The sequence below is a fragment of the Streptomyces sp. NPDC050439 genome, assembly GCF_040655335.1.
GTDB lineage: Bacteria > Actinomycetota > Actinomycetes > Streptomycetales > Streptomycetaceae > Streptomyces.
On sequence record NZ_JBFAJT010000008.1, the window covers coordinates 367,940 to 392,298 of the forward strand.

Genomic DNA, 24,359 nt, shown 5'->3' on the forward strand with positions numbered 1-24,359 from the left:
TCAGTGAACTTCTGGGACTACCTGGGCAACCGCCACCAGCAACTGCTGACGGACGCGTACCAGCACGCCAGCGCGGTCTTCCAGTGCATGGTCGTGGCGACCGTCATCGGCGTGCTGATCGGCGTCGTCACCTACCGCAGCGAGTGGGCGGGCAACCTGGCCACGACCGCGACCTCCACGATCCTGACCGTCCCCTCGCTCGCCATGATCGGTTTGCTGATCCCCGTCGTCGGCCTCGGTGTCGCCCCGACGGTCATCGCCCTGACCCTGTACGGGCTGCTCCCCATCGTGCGCAACGCCATCGTCGGCCTGCGCGGCGTGGACCCCTCGCTCGTCGACGCGGCGAAGGGCATCGGGATGTCGCGCGCCGCACGCCTGGTCAGGGTGGAGCTGCCGCTCGCCTGGCCGCCGATCCTGACCGGCATCCGCGTCTCCACGCAGATGCTGATGGGCATCGCGGCCATCGCCGCGTACGCGTCGGGGCCCGGCCTCGGCAACGAGATCTTCCGCGGCATCGGCTCGCTCGGCAGCAAGAACGCGCTCAACCAGGTGCTCGCGGGCACGCTCGGGATCATCGTCCTGGCCCTGCTCTTCGACGCCGCGTACGTCCTGATCGGCCGCCTGACCATCTCGAGGGGTATCCGTGTCTGAGTCCGTGCCCACGTCCGTGTCCGAGTCCGAGTCCGGGACCACGGGCGCGACGATCGAGCTGGAACACCTCACCAAGCGGTACGCGGGCAGCGGCGACCCGGCGGTGGACAGCGTCAGCATGGAGATCAAGGCGGGCGAGATCGTCATCCTCGTCGGCCCCTCGGGCTGCGGTAAGTCGACCACGCTGAAGATGATCAACCGGCTGATCGAGCCGACCAGCGGCCGTATCCGCATCGGCGGCGAGGACGTCACCGACATGGACCCGGTGAAGCTGCGCCGGAAGATCGGCTACGCGATCCAGTCCTCCGGCCTCTTCCCGCACATGACCGTCGCCCAGAACATCGCCATCGTGCCGAAGATGATCGGCTGGGGGAAGGCGAAGATCAAGACCAGGGTCGAGGAGATGCTCGACCTCGTCGGGCTCGACCCGGCCGAGTTCCACGGCCGCTATCCGCGCCAGCTCTCCGGCGGCCAGCAGCAACGCGTCGGCGTGGCAAGGGCGTTGGCGGCCGACCCGCCCGTACTCCTGATGGATGAGCCGTTCGGCGCGGTCGACCCGATCACCCGCGACCATCTCCAGGACGAGCTGATCCGGCTCCAGCACGAACTGCACAAGACGATCGTCTTCGTCACGCACGACTTCGACGAGGCCATCAAGCTCGGCGACCGCATCGCGGTCCTGCGGGAGCGCTCGCACATCGCGCAGTTCGACACCCCGGAAGCCATCCTCACCAACCCCGCCGACGACTTCGTCTCCGGTTTCGTGGGTGCGGGCGCGGCCCTGAAGCGGCTCAACCTCACCCGCGTACGCGACGTGGAGATCGCCGACTTCGCGACGGTGACCGTCGACGACCCGCTCCAGACCATCTTCGACAAGCTGCGGGCAAGCGGCACCAACGAACTGCTGCTCCTCGACAAACGCGGGCGCCCCTACAAGTGGCTGCGGCGCGGCGACCTGATGCGCGCCAAGGGCTCACTGGCCCGCGCGGGCACGCTCGTCCACGACACGGTCACCCGTGACGCCACCCTGCGCGACGCGCTCGAAGCGGTCCTCACGGACAACGCGGGGCGGGTCGCGGTCACCGGGCGGCGCGGGGAGTACACCGGCGTCGTGGACATGGAGACGCTGATGAACTCCGTCCACGAAATGCTGGAGGCCGACCGGCTCGACGCGGTGGAGCACCAGCATGAACTCCAGGAGCAACGGGCCGAGTTGACCCACCACGAGCAGGAAGGCCCCGGAGGGGAGGCGAAGGCGTGAACGGCATCCCCGGGAACAACCCCCGCATCCCCGACCGCACACCGGCCCCCGGCGGCGGACCAGGGCCGCGGCCCGACGGCGAGCACGAGGTCAAGGGCCACCTCTACCGCGACACGGGCGAGGCCGAGCAGGAGCCGCCGCCTTCGGGCACGGCCACGGCCCGACGACGTCGGGTCGGTTGGCAGAAGCTCACGGTCCTGCCCGCGTTCCTCGTCCTGCTCCTGCTGCTCACCTGGTGGTGGTTCGAGCAGGCCGACCTGGACTCGATCTCGCGGAACGCGCTCGCGGACGGCAACGTCTGGCTCAGGCTCCGCCAGCACATCCAGCTGACCGTGATCTCCACCTTCTTCGTGCTGATCATCGCGATCCCGCTGGGCATCCTGCTCACCCGCAAGAAACTGCGCAAGGCGGCGCCCGGCGCGATGGCCCTGGCCAACATCGGCCAGGCCACGCCGGCGATCGGCCTGCTCGCCCTCCTGGTGATCTGGATCGGCATCGGCGAGAAGGCCGCCCTGATCGGCATCATCATCTACGCCGTCCTGCCGGTCCTCTCCAACACGATCGCGGGCCTGAACGCCAACGACCCGACCCTCCTGGAGGCCGCGCGCGGCATCGGCATGTCGCCGTGGGGCGTCCTCGGCAAGGTCGAGCTGCCCCTGGCCGTGCCGCTGATCCTGGCAGGTGTGCGCACCGCGCTCGTCCTGAACGTCGGCACGGCGACGCTCGCCACCTTCGGCGGTGGCGGCGGGCTCGGCGACCTCATCACCACCGGCATCACCAACCAGCGGATGCCGGTGCTCATGCTCGGCTCCATCCTGACGATCGCGCTCGCGCTCCTGGTGGACTGGCTGGCGTCGCTGGCCGAACTGGTCCTGCGTCCGCGCGGGTTGGAGGCCGGGTCATGAGGGTCACGATGCGTACGGCGGCGGTCGGCGTGGTGGGCGCGGCTCTGCTCGTGAGCTGCGGTCTCACCAGCGGCAGCCCGATGGTGGACGACGTGAAGCCGGGCACGATCGGCAAGGGGCTCCCCCTGAAGGGCGTCGATCTCACCGTCACGTCCAAGGAGTTCACCGAGCAGCTGATCCTGGGCGCGGTCATGGGCATCGCCTTCGAGGCAGCCGGCGCGGACGTCCTGGACCGGACGGGCATCCAGGGCTCGATCGGCGCCCGCGAGGCCGTCAAGAGCGGCGACGCGGACGCCATGTACGAGTACACGGGCACCGCCTGGATCACGTACCTCGGCAACTCCGAGCCCATCGACGACCCGCAGAAACAGTGGGAGGCGGTGCGCAAGGCGGACGCGAAGAACGGCGTCACCTGGCTGCCGCCCGCCGAGCTCAACAACACGTACGCCCTGGCCATCAACCGGAAGAACGAGGCCAAGTACAAGCCGAAGACCCTCTCGGACGTGGCGGCCCTCTCGAAGTCGGACCCGGACGCGGTCACGCTGTGCGTCGAGAGCGAGTTCGCTTCGCGCGAGGACGGTCTGCCGGGCATGCAGAAGGAGTACGGGATGAAGATCCCCACCTCCAACATCACCAAGATGGACACCGGGATCATCTACACCCAGGTCTCCAAGGGGTCGTGCGTGTTCGGCGAGGTCTTCACCACCGACGGCCGCATCAAGGCGATGGACCTGGCGGTGACGGAGGACGACAAGCACTTCTTCCCCAACTACAACGTCGCCCCGGAGATCAACAGCAAGGCGCTCGAGAAGTACCCGAAGATGGCGGAGGTCCTGGACCCCATCACGAAGAAGCTGAACAACACGGTGGCCCAGGAGCTGAACTCCAAGGTGGACGTGCAGGGTCAGGATCCGCATGAGGTGGCGCTGGACTGGCTGGTGCAGGAGGGGTTCGTGAAGGAGGGGTAGCTCTTTGGCGCGGGGTGTCGAGAGTTGCAAAGACTCCGTTGCAAAAAGCGTTGCAACGGAGTCTTTGCATGTCTACGGTGAAGGCATGACGGACGGCACGACAGACCCCGAGGGCCGGAAGGTCCATACGCTCACCCCTCGCTCCCTGCGGGGGCTCGCGCATCCCCTGCGCATGCAGCTGCTCATCTCACTGCGGCGCGAAGGACCGGCGACCGCCTCCCAACTGGCCTCCCGTCTGGGCGAGTCCAGCGGCGCGACGAGTTACCACCTGCGTCAGCTCGCCGCGCACGGCTTCGTCGAGGACGCGCCGGACCGGGGCAAGGGCCGGGAGCGCTGGTGGCAGTCGGCACACCAGGGGACCCGCCTGGACGAGTCCCTCATGAACGACCGTGACCCGGCGGTGCGCGGCGCCGTCGCGGTGTACCTCCACGAGGTCGCGACGTTCCATGCCACGGAGACGTCGACGTGGATCGGCACCCAGCACGACTGGCCCACGGAGTGGAGGGACAGCTCCGACCTCAGCGACTACACCCTGCGCCTGACGCCCGAGCTCACCGCCGAACTGGCCGGCAAGATCAGCGAACTCATCGAGAGTTACCGCCCGTCGGAGGTCGCCGACACCACCCCGGGCTCAGCCCGGGTGCGCCTGCACACCCACGTCTTCCCGACGCACCACACAGCCTGAGAGGTCACAGCCATGCACCCCGACGTACATCTCCTGCTGCACCACACCCGCGCCGCCGAACTCCACCGAGCGGCGCCCTTACGCGGCAGTCGCCCACCGATACGCACTCAACTCGGCTGGACCCTGGTCGAGTTGGGCCTGCGCCTGGTCAGCAGCTCGGGACCTTACCGCCCCGGTCAAGGGAACGCAGCGCGTCAACCGTGCCCTTCAGCGTCGTGATCGGGATCAGCCGCAGGCCCTCCGGCAGCTCCGCCTGAGCGTCCGAGCACTCGTCCTCCGGCACCAGGAAGACGGTCGCGCCGTCACGCTTGGCGGCCTGCGTCTTCAGTGCCACACCGCCGACCGGGCCGACCTTCCCGTCCTCCGAGATGGTGCCGGTGCCCGCGATCTTCCGGCCGCCCGTGAGGTCCCCGCCGCTGCCGTTGCCGTCGATCAGGTCGATGATGCCGAGCGAGAGGAAGAGGCCCGCGCTGGGGCCCCCGATCTTGCCGAGGTCGACCTTCACCTTCACCTTGTCCGTGCCGTCCACGCCGTTCTCGTCGAGGTAGGCGAGGGCTGCCTGCGTGGCCGTGTCCTGCGACTTCTTCATGTCGCCGAGGTTGTGCTCCTCGACTTCCTTCACGTTGTCGCCGGTGGGGTAGACCGAGTCCTTGGGCATCACGGCACGGTCCGTGCGGAACCAGCCGTCCACCACGTCGCTCAGGCTCGCGTCCATGTCGGGCCCCGTGGCCACGATCGTCGTCATCCGCAGCTGCCCCTCCGGCTCCCTGGTGGGCGTACCGGTGATCGTGATGACCGGCTTGCCCTCGCTCTCGCCGAGCACGTTCGCCGTCGACCCCGGCTGGGCCACCGCGAACGGCAACGGCGCGAGCCCGGCGACGGCCAGCAGGGCGACCACGGGGACGGCGCAGACGGCGAGGGCCTTGGGGCGCGTGAGGCTAGAGAGGGAGAACACGGGATCAATCTAACGGACGGGGGTTCCTGTCCTGCCGGTCAGCTGACGACGGACGAGGAGAGCACATTCAGCCCGTCCGGCGCTTGAGGACGAACTCGGCGGAGCCGGTGATCGACGGTGCCCGGGAGAACCCGCTCGCCCGCGCGGCCTCAGCGCAACGCGTCGGCCACTTCCCTCGCCGCGTCCACCACCCGTGGTCCCACCCGCTCCGGCACCGAGTCCGACAGCATGACGACCCCCACGCTGCCCTCTATGCCGGTGACCCCCACCAACGGCGCCGCCGCCCCGCTCGCGCCGGCCTCCAGCTCGCCGTGCGTCAGCGCGTAGCCGGGGTCGGTGGCGAGGCCCTGCCGGGCGGCGAGGATCGCCCGGCCCGCGGCACCGCGGTCCAGGGGATGCCGGAAGCCGGTCCGGTAGGCCACGTGGTAATCCGTCCAGGTCGGCTCGACGACGGCGACGGCGAGGGCCTCGGTGCCGTCGACCAGCGTCAGGTGCGCCGTCGCACCTATGTCCTCGGCCAGCGAACGAAGAGCGGGCAGCGCGGCCTCGCGCACCAGCGGATGCACCTGGCGGCCCAGGCGCAGCACCCCGAGGCCCACCCTGGCCCGGCCGCCCAGGTCACGACGGACCAGGGCATGCTGCTCCAGGGTGGCGAGGAGGCGGTACACCACGGTGCGGTTCACGCCGAGCTTGTTCGACAGCTCGGTGACGGTGAGCCCATGGTCGGTGTCGGCCAACAGCTTGAGGACGCGCAGTCCTCGGTCGAGCGTCTGGGAAGTCTCCGCGGTCACGACGCCCACTCCTTAGGTGAGGGTCGACGGCCTCTTTACGCAGCGGTTGCGTCGCCGGTCCCGTGGGCGACGCGCGTCAGAGGCCGCCGGTCGGAACTCCGGCTGCGCTCCGCGGCGGCGCTGCCACGGGGCGTGTACGTTGCGGGGACATTAGCGAGGCCGTCCCGCTCAGCGGAAGACTCCGTCCAGAATCCGGGCACGAGACCGACTGTTAGGGGCGCAATGCCCCATACGCGGGGCACGTCGGCGGGGGTGCGCACGACTCCCCCACACGCGGAACACACCCCTCCCCCTCACACCGGCGGAGGCGCGCTCACTTCATGCGGGTGGCCCACTCGCCGACCTTCGCGATCCGCTGCCGCAGCTGCCCGGCGGTGGCCTCCGCGCTGGGCGGGCCGCCGCACGTGCGCCGCAGCTCGGTGTGGATCACGCCGTGCGGCTTCCCGCTCTGATGGACGTACGCGCCGACCATCGTGTTGAGCTGCTTGCGCAGCTCCAGCATCTCCTTGTGGGAGACCACGGGCCGCCGCTCGGCGGGCAGTTCGAGGAGGTCCGCCTCCTCGTCGGGCCGCTTCTTGCTGTGCGCGATCTGCCGGGCCTGCCGCTTCTGGAGCAGCATCTGCACCTGGTCGGGTTCGAGGAGGCCGGGGATGCCCAGGTAGTCCTGCTCCTCCTCGCTCCCCGGGTGGGCCTGCATGCCGAACTCGGCGCCGTCGAAGAGAACCCGGTCGAAGACGGCGTCGGACTCCAGCGCCTCGAAGGAGAACTGTTCCTGCTCGCCGGTGTCCTCGTCCTCCTGCTTGTTCGCCTCGTCCATCTCCTTCTCGGACTCGGCGTAGGGGTCCTCCTCCCCCTCCTTCTTCGGCTTGTCGAGCACGTGGTCGCGCTCGACCTCCATCTCGTTGGCATGGCCGAGGAGGTCGGGGACGGTGGGCAGGAAGACGGACGCGGTCTCGCCGCGCCGCCGGGAACGCACGAAACGGCCGACGGCCTGCGCGAAGAAGAGCGGCGTCGAGATCGTGGTCGCGTACACGCCCACCGCGAGGCGTGGCACGTCGACGCCCTCGGACACCATGCGGACGGCGACCATCCACCGGTCGGTGCTCGCGGTGAAGTCGTCGATTCGCTTTGAGGCGCCCGTGTCGTCGGAGAGGACGACGGTGGCCTTCTCCCCGGTGAGCTCGCGGATCAGCTTCGCGTAGGAGCGCGCGGAGTCCTGGTCCGAGGCGATCACGAGCCCGCCCGCATCCGGAATGGCCTTCCTGACCTCCGTCAGCCGCTGGTCGGCGGCCTTCAGCACATTCGGCATCCACTCGCCGCGCGCGTCCAGGGCCGTCCGCCAGGCCTGCGAGATCGCGTCCTTGGTCATCGGCTCGCCGAGCCGCGCGGCGATCTCGTCACCGGCCTTGGTCCGCCACCGCATGTTGCCGGAGTAGGAAAGGAAAATAACGGGACGGACGACGCCGTCGCCGAGCGCGCTGCCGTATCCGTACGTGTAGTCGGCGGCGGACCGCCGGATGCCGTCGTTCCCCTCCTCGTACGTGACGAAGGGGATGGGGTTGGTGTCGGACCTGAACGGCGTACCGGTGAGCGCGAGGCGCCGCGTCGCGGGCTCGAACGCCTCGAGGCAGGCCTCGCCCCACGACTTCGAGTCACCGGCGTGGTGGATCTCGTCGAGGATGACGAGGGTCTTGCGCTGTTCGACCCGATTCCGGTGGAGCATGGGCCGCACGCCGACACCCGCGTACGTGATGGCGACGCCTTGGTACTCCTTGCTGAGCGGGCCCGCGCTGTACTCCGGGTCCAGCTTGATGCCTATGCGGGCCGCGGCCTCCGCCCACTGCTTCTTCAGGTGCTCGGTCGGCGCGACCACCGTCACCTGCTGCACGACATGGTGGTGCAGCAGCCAGGACGCGAGCGTCAGCGCGAACGTCGTCTTGCCTGCGCCGGGTGTCGCGACGGCGAGGAAGTCACGCGGCTGCTCCTGGAGGTACCGCTCCATCGCGCCCTGCTGCCAGGCTCGCAGCTTGTTGGCGGTGCCCCAGGGGGCGCGGCCGGGGAAGGCGGGAGAGAGGTGGTGGGAGGAGGCGGAGTTGGCGGCGGTGGTAGTCACGGTCTCCGGGTTTTGACGTCTGGGGTAGGTACGACAACCGGGCCACCCTACCGGTGAAGGTTGACGCCCCGCGGAGAGCGGCACGGGGCCCGGGGCGGATGCGACCCGTCTCACACGCGCCCCTCAGGAGGCACTTCAGGAAGCACGTTCCTTCAGCCGCGTCCCCACCCACGCCCCCACCAGGGCGACCGCCGCCATCGGCAGGAAGACGGCGACGAAGGCCCCCGGGTGCGATCCGCCCACCCCGGTGGAGCCGTGCGCGTCCACCATCCCGCCGCCCAGCGCGGCGAAGGCGGCGCCTCCCGCGGCCAGGAGCAGGGCGTTGGAGAGGCCGTCGGAGATCTGGAGGGCGGCGGAGTTGGCGCCCGCGTCGGCGGGCGGCGAGAGCCGGAGCAGCAGGACGCTGGTGGACCCGATGACCGTGCCCATGCCGAGGCAGCCGAAGGCCCAGGCCACCGCCACGATCCACACCGGGACGGCGGCGATCAGGACGGTGGGCGCGGCGGCGATGGAGGCGGCCACCAGGAGCATCCCGACGACCATGAGCCGGGTACGGTGCGGCTCCATGCCCGGCCGTGACTGCACGAACGACCCGAGCGCCCAGGTCGCACCGCCCACGGCGAGCGAAAGCCCGGCCATGGTCGGCGAGAGCCCGCGCTGGGTGACGAGCATCAGCGGCACGAAGGACTCGGCGGCGATGAAGGACCCGGCGGCTATGCCCCGCAGCAGCACGACGGAGGGCAGGCCGTGAGCGGCGCGGTACGTGCCGCGCGGCAGCAGGCCGAGGACGGCGGGCACGAGCACGGCGGCGCCGACGGCCGCCGGGAGCAGCGAAAGCCACCGCAGGTCCTGGCCCGCGTACTGGAGGAGTCCCGCCCCCAGCGAGATCCCGAGCGCGAGCCGGACGCGGCGGCGGTCGAAGGGCTCGACGGGCGCGGTGGGGTCGACGGGCCCGGAGGCGGTGCGCCGGATGGCGGGCAGCGCGATGGCCAGCGGCGCCACGACGAGCACCGGGATGCCGACGAAGACCCAGCGCCACCCCAGGTGCTCGGTGACGGTCCCGGAGACCAGCGGCCCCACCACGGACGGCACGACCCAGCTGGCCGCGAACGCCGCGAGGATGGACGGCCGCAGATGCTCCGGGTAGGCGCGGCTGACGACCACGTACAGCGCGACGATGACGAGCCCGCCGCCGAGACCCTGCACGGCACGGCCGAGGATGAACATCCACATGGCCTGGGCGGTCCCGGAGAGCAGCAGCCCCGCGGCGAACGCGGCGATCCCGCCGGCCAGCGGCCCAAGCGGCCCGCGCCGGTCGGCCCACTGCCCGGAGAGCACCATGCCGAAGAGGCTGGTGGTGAAGTACGCGGAGAAGCCGAAGGCGTAGAGCGAGACGCCGTCGAGCTCACGGGCGGCCACCGGCATCGCCGTCCCGACGGCGGTCGCCTCGAAGGCGATGAGCAGCACCACGGAGACGATGCCGAGGCTGAGCGCGCGGTAGGGCGCGCGGAGCACTCCGCCCTTGAGCTCGGACGGCGGGACTATCGGGGCGGCGGCGACTTCCGCGTCGCGTGGTTCCAGGGCGCTCATGGGGGTCAGCGTAAGGGGCGTTGAGGACTATGACCCCTGTCTGAGGTCGATGACCTCACGGGACTTTGGTCGTACGCCCCGCGCGAGCGGGACCCGCGTATATACATGTTAAGCTGACGTATATACGCGAGGGAGTGGTCATGACGAAGATGCTCATCGACATCGACGACGAAGCGCTCGCCGAGGCCCAGAAGATCCTGGGCACGGCAACCAAGAAGGACACCGTGAATCAGGCGCTCGCCGACATAAGGCAGCGCTCTGTGCGCGCGCAGGCCCGTCGTGAGCTGGCCCAGCTCGTCGCCTCCGGCGCGATCGACCTCGACGCCCTCAACGAGAAGCACGGCTACGACTCCTACGAGGACCTGCGCGAGCCGGCCGACAAGGACCAGCCGACCGCCGAATGACTTTGCGCTTCCTGGCCGACAGCTCGGCCCTCACGCTTCTGCTGCCCGACCTGGACGATCGCCACGGCATGAACCAGACGATCGACGCCGGACTGGTCGGGATCTGCGACGTGACCGAGCTGGAGTTCCTTTGCACCGCCCGCTCGGCAGCCGATCGCGCCCTCATCCTGCGCGCCCTGAACCTCGCCTACGCGTGGGTTCCCGTCCCCGACAGCGTCTACTCGCGCGCACGCGAGGTCCAGCACACGCTGACCCGTCACGGCGAGCACCGCGCGCCGGGGGTCGTCGATCTGCTCACCGCCGCGACCGCCGAGCTGACCGAGCGCACGCTGCTCCACCGTGACCACGACTTCGAGACGATCGCACGCCACACGGGGCAGCCCACGCTCTTCCTTGGACCGTGATTCATGAACGCCGCATGGCAGTCCCGTTGCGGCAGCCGAAGATTCCTTGAGCGAATCCGCCGGCCGCGGCTACGGTCGGGGAGTCAGGTCAACAACTTGGCCGTGTGCCCGAGTGGCTCAGGGGCTGGACTGCAAATCCAGTAACGCGGGTTCGATTCCCGCCACGGCCTCCAGTCAGACCCGCGCCTCGTCGACCCGCGCCTCGTCGAGCCCCGCGAGAATCGCGTTCACCGTCTCCTCGACCGTCAGGTCCGAGCTGTCCAGCCAGAGGCCGAGCCTGGGGGTCGTGGAGCGGAACCCCGCGTCCAGGTCCTCCACGGTCCACGCCCCGTACCCGGTCTTTCCGCGACCGGCCTCCCGTGCGGCGACCGCCTCCGGCCTCGGGGCGAGCACGACGACGTGTACGGGACGCGTGCGCAGCAGATCCACGTACGTCTTCAACTCCTCGCCCAGGATGACGTCCTGGACCACCGCGACGAAGCCCGCCGACGCGTACGCGTCCGCTGTCGCCGCCGACAGGCCGTAACGCAGGCGGAGTTGGGTCGCCGCCTCTTCCGACGCGCCGGGCTCGTACTCCTCGCCGCCCGACACGATCATCCGGCGGAAGACGTCACCGCGCACGTGCGCCGCGCGCGGCAGCCGCTCGGCGAGGGCCTGCGCGACCGTTGACTTGCCCGAGGCCATGATGCCGGTGATGACGACGACCCCGGCCAAGGGCGCCGTCACGTCGCGACCGCCGCCTGGGGGCGGATCGGGAGGCGGTTGACCGGGCGTCCGGTGGCCGCCCGTACCGCCGACGCCACTGCCGCCGGGGTCGTCACGACCGGTACCGCGCTCGCCGCCTTCGCGCCGAAGGGGGCGACCACGTCGCGCTCCTCGACCAGCTTCACGATGCGGATGTCGGGGGTGTCCAGGGCGGTCGGGAGCGCGTAGCCGGTGAGGTCCGGGTGGCGGACCAGGCCGCGCGGTGTACGGAGGTTCTCCGTGAGCGCCGCGCCGACGCCCTGCGTGACGCCCGCCTCGATCCGCACCTTCAGCTGGCTCGGGTTGAGGATGCGGCCCACGTCCTGGGCGACCGCGAGCTCCACGACCCGTACGGAACCGATCTCGATGTCGACGTCCACCACCGCGCGGATCGCGCAGAAGGCCATCCCGACGAACGCGTCGCCCTGGCCCGCCTCGTCGAGGGGCTCGGTGGGATGCGGGCGGCACTGGGCCGTGGCCCACAGTTCCTTGCCGTCCATCGCCTCCGTCACCGTCGTGCTCAGCACTCCGTCGTACGAGGTGATCTTGCCGTCGGTGATCTGGAGCAGCTCGGTCGACATGCCGAACTTGTGGGCCAGGGGCTGGAGAAGCTGCGTGCGGACCATCTTCGCCGCGCGCTCCACCGCACCGCCCGACACCCAGGTGTGGCGGCCGTGGCAGCTGGGGCCCGCGGGGGGCTGGTCGGTGTCGACCGGGGCCACGCGGACGTCGTCGATGCCGAGCGTCTCCTGGACGATCTGGCGGGCGAGCGTGGTGAAGCCCTGGCCCGTCTCGACCGCCGCGCAGATGACGGTCGCGATGCCGTCGTGGACCTTCACGGTGGCCGTGGAGACCTCGTCCGTGCCCTCGGCGCCCAGGAGTTGGACCATGCCCAGGCCGTAGCCGACACCCCGGCGCACCGCGGCGGGCTCACCCGCGCCCTCGGGGCCGCCGGGCAGCAGCCACTCGTCCTCGGGCGTGTCCTTGGGCAGCTCGGGGAGCGGGAAGTCCCGTACGGCGGCGAGGAGTTCGGCGACCGGGGCGGGGCAGGTGACCGTCTGCCCGGTGGGCAGGATGTCCCCCGTCGCCATCGCGTTGCGCAGCCGCACCTCGGCCGGGTCGATGCCCAGCTTCTTCGCGATCTTGTCCATCTGGGCCTCGTACGCCGCGCACACCTGCATGGCGCCCTCGCCCCGGACATGTCCGGACGGCGGGTTGTTCGTGCGGACTGCCCAGCCCTCGATGAAGGCGTTCGGTACCACGTACGGACCGCAGGCGAAGGAGACGGCCGCGGCGAGCGCGTCCGACGAGGTGTCCGCGTACGCGCCCGCGTCGAGCAGGACCTGCGCCTCCACCTTCACCAACTTGCCCTCGGCGTCCGCGTGATGGCGGTAGCGGAGCAGCGTCGGGTGGCGGTGGGCATGGCCGAGGAAGGACTCCTCGCGGGTCGCCGTCAGCTTCACCGGGCAGCCGGTGGTCAGCGCGAGCAGGCCGAGCGGGAGATGGAAGCTGGCGTCCTCGCGGTCGGCGGTCGCGCCGGGCACGCCGGTCACGACGACCTTCACGATGTCCGGGTCGATGCCGTAGCAGGACGCGGCCATGTCGCGGTCGGTGTGCGGGTCGGTGGAGGCGATGTAGAGCTCCACGCCCCCGTCCGGACGCGGCACCGCGAGCCCCGCCTCCGCGCCGATCGGCGCCGGGTCCTGACGGCCGATGCGGTAGAGGCCCTCGACGACGAGCTCGCCCGCCGCCTCCGGGTCGCCGTGCCGCAGCGGGATGTGCCGGATCAAGTTGCCGTCGGGGTGCAGGGGTTCGGCCGCGAAGGCCTTCTCCGGGTCGGTGACCGGTTCGAGGACCTCGTACTCGACGAAGATGGCGGCGGCGGCCATCCGTGCCGTGTCGGGGTGGTCGGCGGCCACGGCCGCGATGGGCTCGCCGTGGTGGCGCACGACGTCGGAGGCGAAGACCGGGCGGTCCGGGGTCTTGCGGCCGTGCAGGGCCTCGCCGGGCACGTCCTCGTGCGTGACGACGGACCGCACGCCCGGCATCTCACGCGCCTGGGACGTGTCGATCGAGACGATGCGTGCGTGCGCGTGCGGCGAGCGCAGTACAGCCGCCCAGAGCAGTCCCTCCGCCCACAGGTCGGACGCGTAGGGGAACGTGCCCTCCGTCTTGGCGCGGGACTCCGCCGACGGCAGGGACGCGCCGATGCCGTGCGGCAGCGGCTCCGGTCCGGGCTGCGGCTCCGCTGCGGTCGCGGTGTTCCCGTTCCCCGCGGCTTCGTTGCTCACGCCTGGCCTCCGCCCTGGCCGTATGGTCCTTCGTACGTTCCGTCCTGCGCCGCCGGGTTGACCCCTCCGGCGCCGGGTCCCGCCTGGTGCGGGATGCGAGCCTCACCGTCACCCTGGGCGGACGGCTCCGCGGCCGCCGCCGACGCCTCGCGCTCGGCGACCACTTCCTGCACGGCGTCGAGCACGCCCCGGTAGCCGGAGCAGCGGCACAGGTTGCCGCACAGGGCGCGGCGGGCCTCCAGGTCGGTCGGGGCGGGGTTGCCCTCAAGGAGGTCGTGCACGGTCATCGCCATGCCCGGCACGCAGAAGCCGCACTGGACGGCACCGCAGGCGGCGAGCGCCCGCTGCACGTCGGAGGGCCTGCCGTCGGCGGCGAGGCCCTCGACGGTGCGCACCTCGCTGCCGGCGGCGGTGGCCGCGGGCACCAGGCAGGAAGCGACGAGACGGCCGTCCACCTGGACGTTGCAGGCACCGCACTCGCCCTGCGAGCAGCCGTCCTTGGCGCCCGCGAGGCCGAGGCGCTCACGCAGGACGTAGAGGAGCGACTCGCCGATCCAGGCGTCGGTGACGGGGCGGTCGGCGCCGTTGACGCGCAGGACGTACGAGCAGAGGGGGTGTTCGTCGGAGAGGGCGGTGGCGGTGAGCGCCGCTTCGGGCTCGGCGTCGGGGTCGGCTTCGGCGTCCGCCTCCACCTCGGCTTCGGGTTCGACGTCGGTGTCGACCTCGACCTCGGCTTCTGCCTCCGCCTCGGCTTCGGTGTCCGGCTCGGCCTCGGCTGCGGGCTCCGGCTCGGGCTCTGGTTCCGGCTCGACGGGTACCTCAGGCGCCTCAGGCACCACAGGCATCTCCGGCACCACATGCATCTCGGGAGCCACCGGCGCCGCCGGGACGAACGGCTCCGGGGGCGGCACGGGATCGTGGTGCTGCGGCTCGGCGTACTGCTGCGCGTGCGGCTGCGGGTCGACCTGCTCCTGCGGCTCGGCATACGGCTGCTGCACGGGCTCCGCCCACGGCGCGCCCGCGCCCGCGCCGGTCGCCCACGGCGCGGCCGCTCCGCCCGGCAGCGTCGCAGGCGGCGTACCACCCCACTGCGTAGCAAGGGAGGACGCGGTGAACTCACCCGATTCATCCGGAAGATCACCATTGGCGACGGGGATCGACCACTGCCCCGTGACATCGGCGGGGGCCGGGGCGGCGGGCGCGTGTCCCTCCGCCTCGTGGAAGCTCCACTGCCCGGTGGCCCGGGGGTCGTACGCGTGCTCCTGATGGTGGACCGGCGGCTCGGGCTCGGGCACACCGCCCGCATCCGGCCACTGCACGTTCTGGACACCGGTGCCCGCGGCACCCGCGCCCGTCACCTCGGGCGGCATGGCCCAGACTCCCGTGGCGGCCGGGTCCGTCGCGTCGGCCGTGGTGGGGGTGACCGTTATCTGCGGCGGCACGTAACCGTGGCCGGGCGCGGCGAGCGGGGAGTGGTCGAAGTCCAGGGCGCCTTCCGGAAGCTGCACGAAGGCCGTGGCGTCCGAGTCGTACTCACCCTGTGGATGCGGCTGCCAGCCGCCGTTCGCGGCTCCGTCACGCCGGTCGTCACTCACGACAGCGCCCTCCCCAGTGCTCGTCGGGCCAGCGCGGCGACGGTGCGCCGCAGGTGCAGTACGGCGGGCGGCAGCGGCTGCGGCGAGCCGTCCTCCGCCGGGGGCTGGTCGGGGATGCACGCGGCGGCGACGTACTCACCGAAGGCGGTGAGCGCCTCCGGGACGATCGCCCGTTCGCCGTCCCAGTCGATCAGCGAGGCGACCCACTGCTCGGCCTCCAGGGGCCGCAGCGGCATCGGCGCGACGGCACCGACCGCGCAGCGCACACCGCGCCGCGCCGGGTCGAGGACGAGCGCGACGGAGGCGAGGGCGCGGCCGGGTCCGGTGCGTCCGGTCGCCTTCAGGAAGACCTGCGGGGCGTGCAGGAGCGGCAGCCGTACGAAGCCGATGAGTTCACCGGGGCGGAGCATGTCCATGCCCGCGAGAAGGTGCGACACGGGGACCTCGCGGCGCGCGCCGCCGGGTCCCGCGATGACGAGGACGGCTTCCAGGGCGGCCAGGACGGGCAAGGTGTCGCCGGTCGGCCCCGCCGTGGCGATGTTGCCGCCCAGGGTGCCCGCGTTGCGGATCTGCGGGGGTCCGGCGGCGCGTGCGGCGGCGGCGAGCGCGGGGATCAGGGCGGCGAAGTCGGGCCGCCCGACGCGTGCGTGGGTGAGGCCGGCGCCGAGCAGGGCGTGACCGTCCTGGTACTGCCAGCCGCGGATCTCGCTGATGCGGCCGAGGCCGACGAGCGCGGCGGGGCGCAGGAGGCCCGCGTTGACGGAGGCCATGAGGTCGGTGCCGCCGGCCACGGGCACGGCGGCGGGCATCGCGGCGAGCGCCTCCACGGCCTCGTCCAACGTCGCAGGCAGCGTCGCCGTCTGCGCTGTGTGCGCCGCCTGCGGTGCGTGCGTGCTCAAAACCGGCTGCCCCTTCCCGATGCCCGGCGGCTTTATCGCCGTGCCCACCGTTACGCCTGTTCCGCCGTACGGTACGTGCTCACAGCCCGGACGTGGCAACTCTGGCACATCTTCCCCGGGCCCCGGCGCGGGGGTCCGCTAGGAGTCATTCGTCCGCAGACCAGGGGGATGTGCCGTTTTCACACGCCCTCGCCGGTCAGCGGGAATTGCCACTCTTCGGTGTCTCTTGTACGGCTTTCGCCGGACCGCCCACGCTCTCAGCGCGGGCGGTCCGACACGCGGAGCACGGGTTCACCTCACACGTTCGGGGGCGCCCCGTCGATCGGGCGTCCGAGCACTCCCGGGCGCTTCTGCCACGGCAACGGGCCGCCGGGCGGCCGGTAGTCGACGCCGAGCGCGTCAAGTCGCGCGTAGTGCGGGGTCATTCGCCGCTCGAAGTCCGCGAAGTCGCGCTCGGCGGATGCCGGGAGCGGGCTCCAGGCGACCTCGGCGAAGGCGGCCAGACGCGGGAACACCTGGTAGTCCACGCGTGCGTGGTACTCCATCACCTCGGTCCAGACGTTGGCCTGGGTGCCGAGGACGTGGCGTGCCTCGTCCTCGGTGAGCTGCGGCGGCACCGGCTCGAAGCGGTAGACGTCCTCCAGGGTGCGGACGAAGCCGATGGGCGCGGGCTCGTCGGGGCCGCCGTCCTGCCGGTGATCCAAGTACACCTGCTGCTCGGGGCACATGACGACGTCGTGACCGGCCTTGGCCGCCGCGATCCCGCCCCCGTAGCCGCGCCAGGAGGAGACGGTGGCACCCTCGGCGAGGCCGCCCTCCAGGATCTCGTCCCAGCCGATGAGCCTGCGCCCGCGCGCGGTCAGCCAGCTGTCGAAGTGCCGGATGAACCAGCTCTGCAGCCCGTTCTCGTCACCGACGCCCAGCTCCTTGATGCGGGCCTGCGCGGTGGGCGACGCCTTCCACTGGTCCTTGGGACATTCATCCCCTCCCACATGGATGAAGGTGGAGGGGAAGAGCTCAAGAACTTCCTCGAACACCCCCTCGTAAAAACGAAGGGTGTTCTCGGTCGGCGCGAGGACATTCGGATTGACGCCCCAGGTGTCCCAGACGCCGAGCGCCGAGGTGTCGACGACGTCGGTGTTGCCGAGCTCCGGATAGGCGTGGATGGCGGCCTGCGAGTGCCCGGGGATGTCGATCTCGGGTACGACGGCGATGTGCCGCTCATGGGCGTACGCGACGATCTCGCGGATGTCGTCCTGCGTGTAGTGGCCGCCGTGCGGGGTGTCGTTCCACAGCTCGGAGGCGCGGTGGCCCCATTTCGAGCGCGGCCGCCACGAACCGGCCTCCGTCAGCCTGGGGTAGCGCTTGATCTCGATGCGCCAGCCCTGGTCGTCGGTGAGGTGGAAGTGGAAGACGTTGAGCTTGTGGGCGGCGAGAAGATCGAGGTACCGCAGCACGCCGTCCTTGGGCATGAAGTGCCGGGCCACGTCAAGCATCATGCCGCGCCAGCCGAAGCGGGGACTGTCCTCGATCAGACACCCCGGGACGGCGTACCGCCCGGCGGCCCGCAGCGGTGCGCGCCGAAAGGCCTCGGCCCCGATGAGCTGCCGCAGGCTCTGGGCCCCCCAGAAGACCCCGGGAGCGGCGCCACCCAGAATCTCGACGCCGCTCTCCCCCACCGTGAGCCGGTACGCCTCGGGAGCAAGGGAGTCATCGATGCCGAGGGAGATGGCGCCACCCTCACCGGGCGCGAGGGGCAGCCCCAACGCACCGCCGAGCGTGGCACGCAGCCAGCGCTCGGTGGACTCGGTGCCGGGCCCGGCACGCAGCGCGGTCGACGAATCGAGGACGAAGCCTTCGGAATACGGCCCCTCGGCGCGTGCGGGCGCCGGGATGAGTTGCTCAAAGGTCATGCGGCGAGGCTGCCACGCGATTGCGCAACGCAAAAGGGGCGTTGCGGTACACGCAACGCCCTTTCACGAGGGAGGTCCTCGAACCGCGCCCGGGGGCTACTTCTTGCCGCCGCCCTTGCCGTCCTTGCCGCCCTTGTCCTTGTCGCCACCGGCGCTCATGGACTCGTAGATCTCCTTGCACATGGGGCAGACGGGGTACTTCTTCGGGTCACGACCCGGCACCCACACCTTGCCGCAGAGCGCGACGACGGGCGTACCGTCGAGCGCGCTCGCCATGATCTTGTCCTTCTGGACATAGTGCGCGTAGCGCTCGTGGTCACCGTCACCGCTCGACACCTGCGGCGTCGGCTCTACGAGGGTCCCCGTACCTGCCCCGCGCTCGGGCTCGGGCTCAAGAGTGCTCATGGCATCCAAGGGTACCTACGCTCACGGGTTGCGGGCATCGCCCTGGCCGGTACATCGCGTGCCTCACGGAACCACCCAGACCGACAGCGACCGCGCCAGGTCCTCGACGTCACCGGCGGCGCGCAGGAGGTGGGCGACATCTTCCGTGGCCGTCCACACGACGAGGTCCGCCTTGTGCACGTCCACCTGCCAGCCGTGACGGACGCAACCCACGGGGGCTCGACGGCCCCCGGGTCGTCCGCCTCGGTGAGGACACGGAGGGCCGCCTCACGGGGGCCCGACGCAGGACCGATGGCCGCGCAGACCGGGAGCGGCAGATCGGTGGGCTGATCGAGATGGAGGAACACCCAGTGGTCCGAGCCGGGCGGCGCGAACGCCTCGACGCAGCGCTCCAGGGTGCCGGCCACGAAGTCCACGCCGTGCGGGCCCGGGTCGAGGTCGTGGTCCTCCCACAACTCCCTCCTCGGCAACCTCCCGGGACCAGGCGCGGATGTCCTCCCACACCGACCAGGGCGCCGTCAGCCCGGACCGCGGCGGCACCATCACCCAGGGTGTGGGGTCGACGTCCTCGATGTCGATGACGGCCCGGAAGGACTCGCTCATCCCCGCCACTCCCGCCGTGCCCGCCGTGCCCGCCGTGCCCGCCTCCAGCGGAAAGACGCCATCAGGGCGTCGAACCATTCGACGAGGACCTCGGCCAGCTCGTCCCGGGGACTGCCGCCCCCGACGGTCGAGAAGGCCGCCACGAACCAGCGATCCGGGTCGCCCGGTACGGAGATCATGTACTCGACACGCCGCGAGGCGAGTTCCGCTCCTTGGCCGCTGTCGGCCTTCGCCACGTGCTCCCGGCGGACCGCGAGGGCCCCGTCGACGTCTCCCGAACTCAGATCGGCGCCTTCAACACCGTCTCTGGAGAGGAGCCGCACGGCTGCCTCGGTGGGCTCGGCCTCACTCTGCGGCTGCCCCTGCCGCCGGGGCAGGAGGCTCTCGGAGACGAGGATCGATGCCCCGACGCTGAAGTCACCCATCGGCTTGACCGGCAGGTAGAGATCGAGAGCCTTGCTCTTCACGGCCTGCGCCACGGCTTCCCGGAAACGGCGCTCGTGCCTTGACGCAGGGGGACTTGGGCCCACTGGTCGGGGAGGATGATGCGGTACCCGGTGACCGGGGCTTCGTCGTCGACCCGTTCCGCCCACCCGGCCGGTTCAGCCTGCACGAAGCCGCTCCGCGCGATTGAGGCGCCACATGCCGGCGAAACCGGCGAGGCAGATACCCACTGCTATCCAGAGCGTCCAGGCGCCGCTGCCGACGGCCCACATCAGCGCGTAGAAGAGATACAGAATGAGCGCCCACTTGATCAGGCCGCGCTCACCCCGCAGGTCCTCCCAGTCATCCGGACGCCGCGAGATATAGATCAGGAGCACCGGTACCAGCGCACACAGCGCCCAGTCCCACGTCGGCCACGGCACCAATTCCCTGCCGAAGAAGTCCTTGCTCGCGGGAGCGGCGAACATACGCAGCATGGACAGCAGGAAGAACCATCTGAAAAGGCCCACGCGCCACGCCAAACGCCGCTCACTGCGGACCACCCGGTCTGAGCCCTCCATGGTCATCAACTTTTCCTCACCATCGCGAGCCCACTGACCGCGTCATACGATCCTTCATTCTGCTGTACTCGCCACCCGAGACCTGGTCGCCGGCTTTGTCCCCACTGTCAAGGACCGTACTGGCCCCCCACGACCCTACGAGCGCGTCCCTATGACGCTCGGCCTGGCGGGCGTTGGCCGCGAGCTGAGCGTCGGCGGGAAACTCAGCGTGCCACTTTTTGATGTCCTTCATCTGGCGACCGAGCTGGGCATCTCCCAACACACCGGCCTTCTCCTGCGCGGTAATCTGCGGCATCTCCGCATCGCGCACCTCACCGGCAGCTTTCTTCCCGTCTGCCCGACTCTTGGCCAGTTGGCGCATATTTCGGGCTCTGGCGTTGTTGCGCGCATTTCCCGACCTTCCACCACCTTTACGGGACTTCGCCACCGAACTGGCCCTCGACCCGGCGGTTTTCGACGCGCTCTGCACCTGCTGGGCGGTACCGGACGACTTGGAGGCAACCTTGCGTGAGCTGTTCTGCAGGAGCTTGATCCCCTTGGCTGCTCTCATGCCATTACGCGCCAACTTCAAGGCCCCGATGTCCATGATGACGTCGAACCATGAACCATTTCCCGTGGTCGCCTGCGCCGCGTGGGCAATCAGCACCGCGACGGTCAAGGCAGCCGCGATCCAGCCGATGCCCGGGAAGAGCATGGCTGCGACACCTACGGCCGTCGCGACCCAGCTCAACCTGTCAGCCCATTCGCCGATCCAGTCCGCGTCAGCGATCGCTCCCTTGGCGTCGTTCCACCAACTGTCCGCCATGTCATCGTCGATGGATTCCCTGATCTTCCCCGCGAAGTGACCGGAGCGTTCGTCGTAGTCGCCGACCGCGGAGTTGAACCGCCCCCGGGCGCTCTCCAGGTCTTCTTTGGCACGCTTGAGCGCGGCGTCCTCGGCGCCGGAGCCCTTGCCGCCCTTTCCGTCTCTGCCGGAGTCGGGCTTGTCGTCAGCCCTGCCCTCGTGCGCGTCGATCACCGAGCTTCTCCGCGTACTTCCCCTTGAGATTTTCGGCGTCAGCCATCGCATTGAGCGCTGCGGCGCCTGAGTACGCAGATACTCGGCGATCTTCTTCATGTGCTTTACCTGGCCACGAACCCCATCAGGATCACCCGGCACGGGATCACTTTCACACAGGGGCTGCCAGTCCTTCGGTCGTGCCACTCTTCTCCAGAATCCAGATGACGGGTCGACGCGATTTCCGGATCACTACTTCTTCTTGCCGGGCTTCGACAAATTCTCATCAAGCCTCTGGAATGCGTTTCGCGTTTCCTCGACCATCGTGCCGACAGCATTCAACGACTCAAGCAGACGCTTGCGGTTGTCGTCCCAGTTGCCGATGAAATCGGTCATCGCCCCTCTAAGGTCCGAGGCCCCCACGACCGACCCGATGTCGTCTTTCCATTCACCCAGGTTCTTGAACTCTCGCTGAATGGCGCCCAGCTGCTTCGCCGACGTATCGAGCAACTCATAGTCGACGGCCAAATCAGGATCAGACACTCCCCCGGCCCACGCTAGAGGTCGAGTTCCCCGAGGAGACCTCAGTTGAGCGAAGCGTCATCCGGATAGGTGGCCACCATCGCCAGTTCGCTGCGCTGGCGGCGCAGGACCGCTCGCCACAGGCGCTCCGGGGACGGTGACGAGACGTCGCCGGGTTCGGACTCGACCACGTACCAGGCGCCCTCGACGAGCTCGTCCTCCAGTTGGCCCGGGCCCCAGCCCGCGTAGCCGGCGAAGATGCGCAGGGAGCCGAGCGCGGGGGCCAGGAGTTCGGGCGGGGTGTCCAGGTCGACCAGGCCGATCGCGCCGTGCACGCGGCGCCAGCCGATGGGCTCGCCCCTGCCGGGCCGCGGCCGGGAGCCGGGCCCCTCCTCCCCGGGGATCACCGCCACGCCGAGCGCCGAGTCGAGCGAGACGGGGCCGCCCTGGAAGACGACGCCCGGCGCGCCCGCCAGCTCACCCCAGCCCTCCAGGATGTCCGCGACGTCCACCGGCGTGGGCCGGTTGAGGACTACGCCGAGCGAGCCCTCCTCGTCGTGGTCGAGGAGCAGCACCACCGCGCGGTCGAAGTTCGGGTCCGCCAGGGCAGGCGTGGCCACGAGCAGCCGCCCTGTGAGCGAGGACACCTCGGTCATGAACGACATGATCCCGCATCTTTGCCCCGCGGGGGGAGGCAATGCCCGTACGGGAGTGAATGCAGCTCAGGGGCGCATGGGCGCGTCCGGAGCGCACTCTTTCGGCGGTGACCCGGAGTGTCCGGTTCCGAACGGTTCGTGTTGTCACGAAGTCCTGACGTGTTTCGCGTGCCCTTGGCCTTACGGAGAGGGGGTACACGCCCATTACGCTTGCCCTTTGGTCCACCCGTCCATCCAATCGGAACGCGAGATTCATGACCGTCACCGACGATGTACTGCTTGTCCACGGCGGAACCCCGCTGGAGGGCGAGATCCGTGTCCGCGGCGCGAAGAACCTCGTGCCCAAGGCCATGGTCGCCGCGCTGCTCGGCAGCGCTCCGAGCAGGCTGCGCAATGTCCCAGACATCCGCGACGTGCGCGTCGTACGCGGACTCCTGCAGCTGCATGGCGTCACGGTCCGCCCCGGTGAGGAGCCGGGCGAGCTGGTCATGGACCCCTCGCACGTGGAGAGTGCCAACGTCGCGGACATCGACGCCCACGCCGGGTCGTCGCGCATCCCGATCCTCTTCTGCGGGCCGCTCCTGCACCGCCTCGGGCACGCCTTCATCCCCGGCCTCGGCGGCTGCGACATCGGCGGCCGGCCGATCGACTTCCACTTCGAGGTGCTCCGCCAGTTCGGCGCGACCATCGAGAAGCGCGAGGGCGGCCAGTACCTGGAGGCACCGCAGCGGCTCCGCGGCACGAAGATCCAGCTGCCCTACCCGTCCGTCGGCGCCACCGAGCAGGTGCTGCTGACCGCGGTTCTCGCGGAGGGCGTCACCGAGCTCTCGAACGCGGCCGTCGAGCCCGAGATCGAAGACCTCATCTGCGTCCTGCAGAAGATGGGCGCGATCATCGCGATGGACACCGACCGGACCATAAGGGTCACCGGTGTCGACAGCCTGGGCGGCTACAACCACCACGCCCTCTCGGACCGCCTGGAGGCCGCCTCCTGGGCTTCCGCGGCCCTGGCGACCGAAGGCAACATCTACGTCCGCGGCGCCCAGCAGCGGTCGATGATGACGTTCCTGAACACCTACCGGAAGGTGGGCGGTGCCTTCGAGATCGACGACGAGGGCATCCGCTTCTGGCACCCGGGCGGCTCGCTCAACGCGATCGCCCTGGAGACGGACGTGCACCCCGGCTTCCAGACGGACTGGCAGCAGCCGCTCGTCGTCGCCCTGACGCAGGCCGCCGGTCTGTCGATCGTGCACGAGACGGTGTACGAGTCGCGGCTCGGCTTCACCTCCGCGCTCAACCAGATGGGCGCGCACATCCAGCTCTACCGCGAGTGCCTCGGCGGCTCCGACTGCCGCTTCGGGCAGCGCAACTTCCTCCACTCGGCGGTCGTCAGCGGCCCCACGAAGCTCCAGGGCGCCGATCTGGTCATCCCCGACCTGCGCGGCGGCTTCTCGTACCTGATCGCCGCTCTGGCGGCCCAGGGGACGTCCCGCGTCCACGGCATCGACCTGATCAACCGCGGCTACGAGAACTTCATGGACAAGCTCGTGGAGCTCGGCGCGAAGGTCGAGCTGCCGGGCCGGGCGACGCTGTAGCGAGTTCAGCCCGGCCGGCGTTTGAGGCCATCTTTTGAACGGCACGCAGAAGGGGCGGCCACCCAACCGGGTGGCCGCCCCTTCTCTTGCTGCTTGAGGCTACTTGCCCTTGGCGGCTTCCTTGAGCTTGGAGCCCGCCGAAACCTTGACGCTGTAGCCGGCCGGGATGTTGATCGGCTCGCCGGTCTGCGGGTTCCGGGCGGTGCGAGCGGCACGGTGGGTGCGCTCGAAGGTCAGGAAGCCGGGGATGGTGACCTTCTCGTCGCCCTTGGCAACGATCTCGCCGACGGTCTCGGCGAACGCCGCCAGCACGGCGTCGGCGTCCTTGCGGGTCACCTCGGCGCGGTCGGCCAGCGCGGCCACCAGCTCACTGCGGTTCATGTTTGTACTCCCGTGTTCTTCTTGCCG

General features: G+C 70.3%; 26 protein-coding genes and 1 tRNA gene. 10 read left to right on the forward strand and 17 right to left on the reverse strand.

All coding sequences use genetic code 11. The features are described from left to right. Positions 1-3 precede the first annotated feature (3 nt). From AB0I66_RS32020 to AB0I66_RS32045, 6 genes are all read left to right on the forward strand, one after another. The gene (locus tag AB0I66_RS32020) at positions 4-651 is read left to right on the forward strand and encodes an ABC transporter permease (protein WP_363211569.1); all 648 of its coding nucleotides are present in this window, start codon (positions 4-6) and stop codon (positions 649-651) included. Then, positions 644-1,912, forward strand: coding sequence for a betaine/proline/choline family ABC transporter ATP-binding protein (locus AB0I66_RS32025; protein WP_363211458.1), 1,269 nt, complete (start codon positions 644-646; stop codon positions 1,910-1,912). The genes AB0I66_RS32020 and AB0I66_RS32025 overlap by 8 nt, the downstream gene beginning before the upstream one ends. Positions 1,913-1,917: 5 nt before the next feature. Next, a complete protein-coding gene (locus AB0I66_RS32030) occupies positions 1,918-2,817 on the forward strand; it encodes an ABC transporter permease (RefSeq protein ID WP_363211570.1) in 900 nt (299 codons plus the stop codon). Next, complete coding sequence (locus AB0I66_RS32035) at positions 2,814-3,785, forward strand: glycine betaine ABC transporter substrate-binding protein (protein ID WP_363211459.1); 972 nt, start codon at positions 2,814-2,816, stop codon at positions 3,783-3,785. Before AB0I66_RS32030 ends, AB0I66_RS32035 begins: the two co-directional genes overlap by 4 nt. Positions 3,786-3,870: 85 nt before the next feature. After that, positions 3,871-4,470 (forward strand): winged helix-turn-helix domain-containing protein, encoded by a 600-nt coding sequence (locus AB0I66_RS32040; protein ID WP_363211460.1) that lies wholly within the window; start codon positions 3,871-3,873, stop codon positions 4,468-4,470. A gap of 12 nt (positions 4,471-4,482) precedes the next feature. Beyond that, positions 4,483-4,689, forward strand: coding sequence for a hypothetical protein (locus tag AB0I66_RS32045; protein WP_363211461.1), 207 nt, complete (start codon positions 4,483-4,485; stop codon positions 4,687-4,689). On the opposite strand, the gene AB0I66_RS32050 is transcribed toward AB0I66_RS32045, so the two are convergent. The 4 genes from AB0I66_RS32050 to AB0I66_RS32065 form a co-directional block, all read right to left on the reverse strand. Continuing rightward, positions 4,619-5,425: a S16 family serine protease gene (locus tag AB0I66_RS32050; protein ID WP_363211462.1), complete on the reverse strand. Its 807-nt coding sequence runs from the start codon at positions 5,423-5,425 to the stop codon at positions 4,619-4,621. The two genes, AB0I66_RS32045 and AB0I66_RS32050, sit on opposite strands and share 71 nt — an antisense overlap. A 149-nt stretch (positions 5,426-5,574) precedes the next feature. Beyond that, entirely contained in the window at positions 5,575-6,216 is a 642-nt protein-coding gene (locus tag AB0I66_RS32055) for a helix-turn-helix domain-containing protein (protein WP_190080202.1), read from the reverse strand. A 313-nt stretch (positions 6,217-6,529) separates the two neighbouring features. After that, the gene (locus AB0I66_RS32060) at positions 6,530-8,329 is read right to left on the reverse strand and encodes a DEAD/DEAH box helicase (protein ID WP_363211464.1); all 1,800 of its coding nucleotides are present in this window, start codon (positions 8,327-8,329) and stop codon (positions 6,530-6,532) included. A 135-nt stretch (positions 8,330-8,464) separates the two neighbouring features. Continuing rightward, entirely contained in the window at positions 8,465-9,919 is a 1,455-nt protein-coding gene (locus tag AB0I66_RS32065; RefSeq protein WP_363211465.1) for an MFS transporter, read from the reverse strand. A 140-nt stretch (positions 9,920-10,059) separates the two neighbouring features. On the opposite strand from AB0I66_RS32065, the gene AB0I66_RS32070 reads away from it, so the two are divergent. From AB0I66_RS32070 to AB0I66_RS32080, 3 genes are all read left to right on the forward strand, one after another. Then, positions 10,060-10,323, forward strand: coding sequence for a type II toxin-antitoxin system VapB family antitoxin (locus AB0I66_RS32070; RefSeq protein WP_363211466.1), 264 nt, complete (start codon positions 10,060-10,062; stop codon positions 10,321-10,323). Continuing rightward, entirely contained in the window at positions 10,320-10,727 is a 408-nt protein-coding gene (locus tag AB0I66_RS32075) for a PIN domain nuclease (protein ID WP_363211467.1), read from the forward strand. The genes AB0I66_RS32070 and AB0I66_RS32075 overlap by 4 nt, the downstream gene beginning before the upstream one ends. Before the next feature lie 98 nt (positions 10,728-10,825). Then, positions 10,826-10,900: transfer RNA gene (locus tag AB0I66_RS32080), tRNA-Cys, on the forward strand. A 1-nt stretch (position 10,901) separates the two neighbouring features. Here AB0I66_RS32080 and AB0I66_RS32085 read toward each other — a convergent pair. From AB0I66_RS32085 to AB0I66_RS32140, 12 genes are all read right to left on the reverse strand, one after another. Beyond that, complete coding sequence (locus AB0I66_RS32085; RefSeq protein ID WP_363211571.1) at positions 10,902-11,441, reverse strand: AAA family ATPase; 540 nt, start codon at positions 11,439-11,441, stop codon at positions 10,902-10,904. Between the two features lie 8 nt (positions 11,442-11,449). Then, positions 11,450-13,762, reverse strand: a complete 2,313-nt coding sequence (locus AB0I66_RS32090) for a molybdopterin cofactor-binding domain-containing protein (protein ID WP_363211468.1) — start codon at positions 13,760-13,762, stop codon at positions 11,450-11,452. After that, complete coding sequence (locus AB0I66_RS32095; protein WP_363211469.1) at positions 13,759-15,357, reverse strand: 2Fe-2S iron-sulfur cluster-binding protein; 1,599 nt, start codon at positions 15,355-15,357, stop codon at positions 13,759-13,761. Before AB0I66_RS32095 ends, AB0I66_RS32090 begins: the two co-directional genes overlap by 4 nt. Then, a complete protein-coding gene (locus AB0I66_RS32100) occupies positions 15,354-16,256 on the reverse strand; it encodes an FAD binding domain-containing protein (RefSeq protein ID WP_363211470.1) in 903 nt (300 codons plus the stop codon). Before AB0I66_RS32100 ends, AB0I66_RS32095 begins: the two co-directional genes overlap by 4 nt. A gap of 296 nt (positions 16,257-16,552) precedes the next feature. Continuing rightward, complete coding sequence (locus tag AB0I66_RS32105) at positions 16,553-18,169, reverse strand: beta-N-acetylhexosaminidase (RefSeq protein WP_363211471.1); 1,617 nt, start codon at positions 18,167-18,169, stop codon at positions 16,553-16,555. Between the two features lie 96 nt (positions 18,170-18,265). Next, positions 18,266-18,574 (reverse strand): DUF3039 domain-containing protein, encoded by a 309-nt coding sequence (locus AB0I66_RS32110; protein ID WP_363211472.1) that lies wholly within the window; start codon positions 18,572-18,574, stop codon positions 18,266-18,268. A 63-nt stretch (positions 18,575-18,637) separates the two neighbouring features. After that, entirely contained in the window at positions 18,638-18,760 is a 123-nt protein-coding gene (locus tag AB0I66_RS32115; RefSeq protein WP_363211473.1) for a hypothetical protein, read from the reverse strand. A gap of 413 nt (positions 18,761-19,173) precedes the next feature. Continuing rightward, the gene (locus AB0I66_RS32120) at positions 19,174-19,644 is read right to left on the reverse strand and encodes a hypothetical protein (protein WP_363211474.1); all 471 of its coding nucleotides are present in this window, start codon (positions 19,642-19,644) and stop codon (positions 19,174-19,176) included. Positions 19,645-19,779: 135 nt separating this feature from the next. Then, positions 19,780-20,187, reverse strand: a complete 408-nt coding sequence (locus AB0I66_RS32125; protein ID WP_363211475.1) for a hypothetical protein — start codon at positions 20,185-20,187, stop codon at positions 19,780-19,782. Between the two features lie 10 nt (positions 20,188-20,197). Beyond that, positions 20,198-21,298: a hypothetical protein gene (locus AB0I66_RS32130; protein ID WP_363211476.1), complete on the reverse strand. Its 1,101-nt coding sequence runs from the start codon at positions 21,296-21,298 to the stop codon at positions 20,198-20,200. Between the two features lie 132 nt (positions 21,299-21,430). Then, positions 21,431-21,706: a hypothetical protein gene (locus tag AB0I66_RS32135; protein WP_363211477.1), complete on the reverse strand. Its 276-nt coding sequence runs from the start codon at positions 21,704-21,706 to the stop codon at positions 21,431-21,433. 56 nt (positions 21,707-21,762) lie between these two features. Continuing rightward, positions 21,763-22,365 carry a YqgE/AlgH family protein gene (locus tag AB0I66_RS32140; protein WP_363211478.1) on the reverse strand — a complete coding sequence of 201 codons (603 nt, stop codon included), beginning with the start codon at positions 22,363-22,365 and terminating at the stop codon, positions 21,763-21,765. Positions 22,366-22,610: 245 nt separating this feature from the next. On the opposite strand from AB0I66_RS32140, the gene murA reads away from it, so the two are divergent. Further along, on the forward strand, positions 22,611-23,951 hold the full coding sequence (gene murA / locus AB0I66_RS32145) for a UDP-N-acetylglucosamine 1-carboxyvinyltransferase (RefSeq protein WP_344521857.1): 1,341 nt from the start codon (positions 22,611-22,613) through the stop codon (positions 23,949-23,951). Between the two features lie 99 nt (positions 23,952-24,050). Here the strand turns inward: murA and AB0I66_RS32150 are convergent, their stop codons facing one another. Further along, positions 24,051-24,332, reverse strand: a complete 282-nt coding sequence (locus tag AB0I66_RS32150) for an HU family DNA-binding protein (RefSeq protein ID WP_016645140.1) — start codon at positions 24,330-24,332, stop codon at positions 24,051-24,053. Positions 24,333-24,359 lie beyond the last annotated feature (27 nt).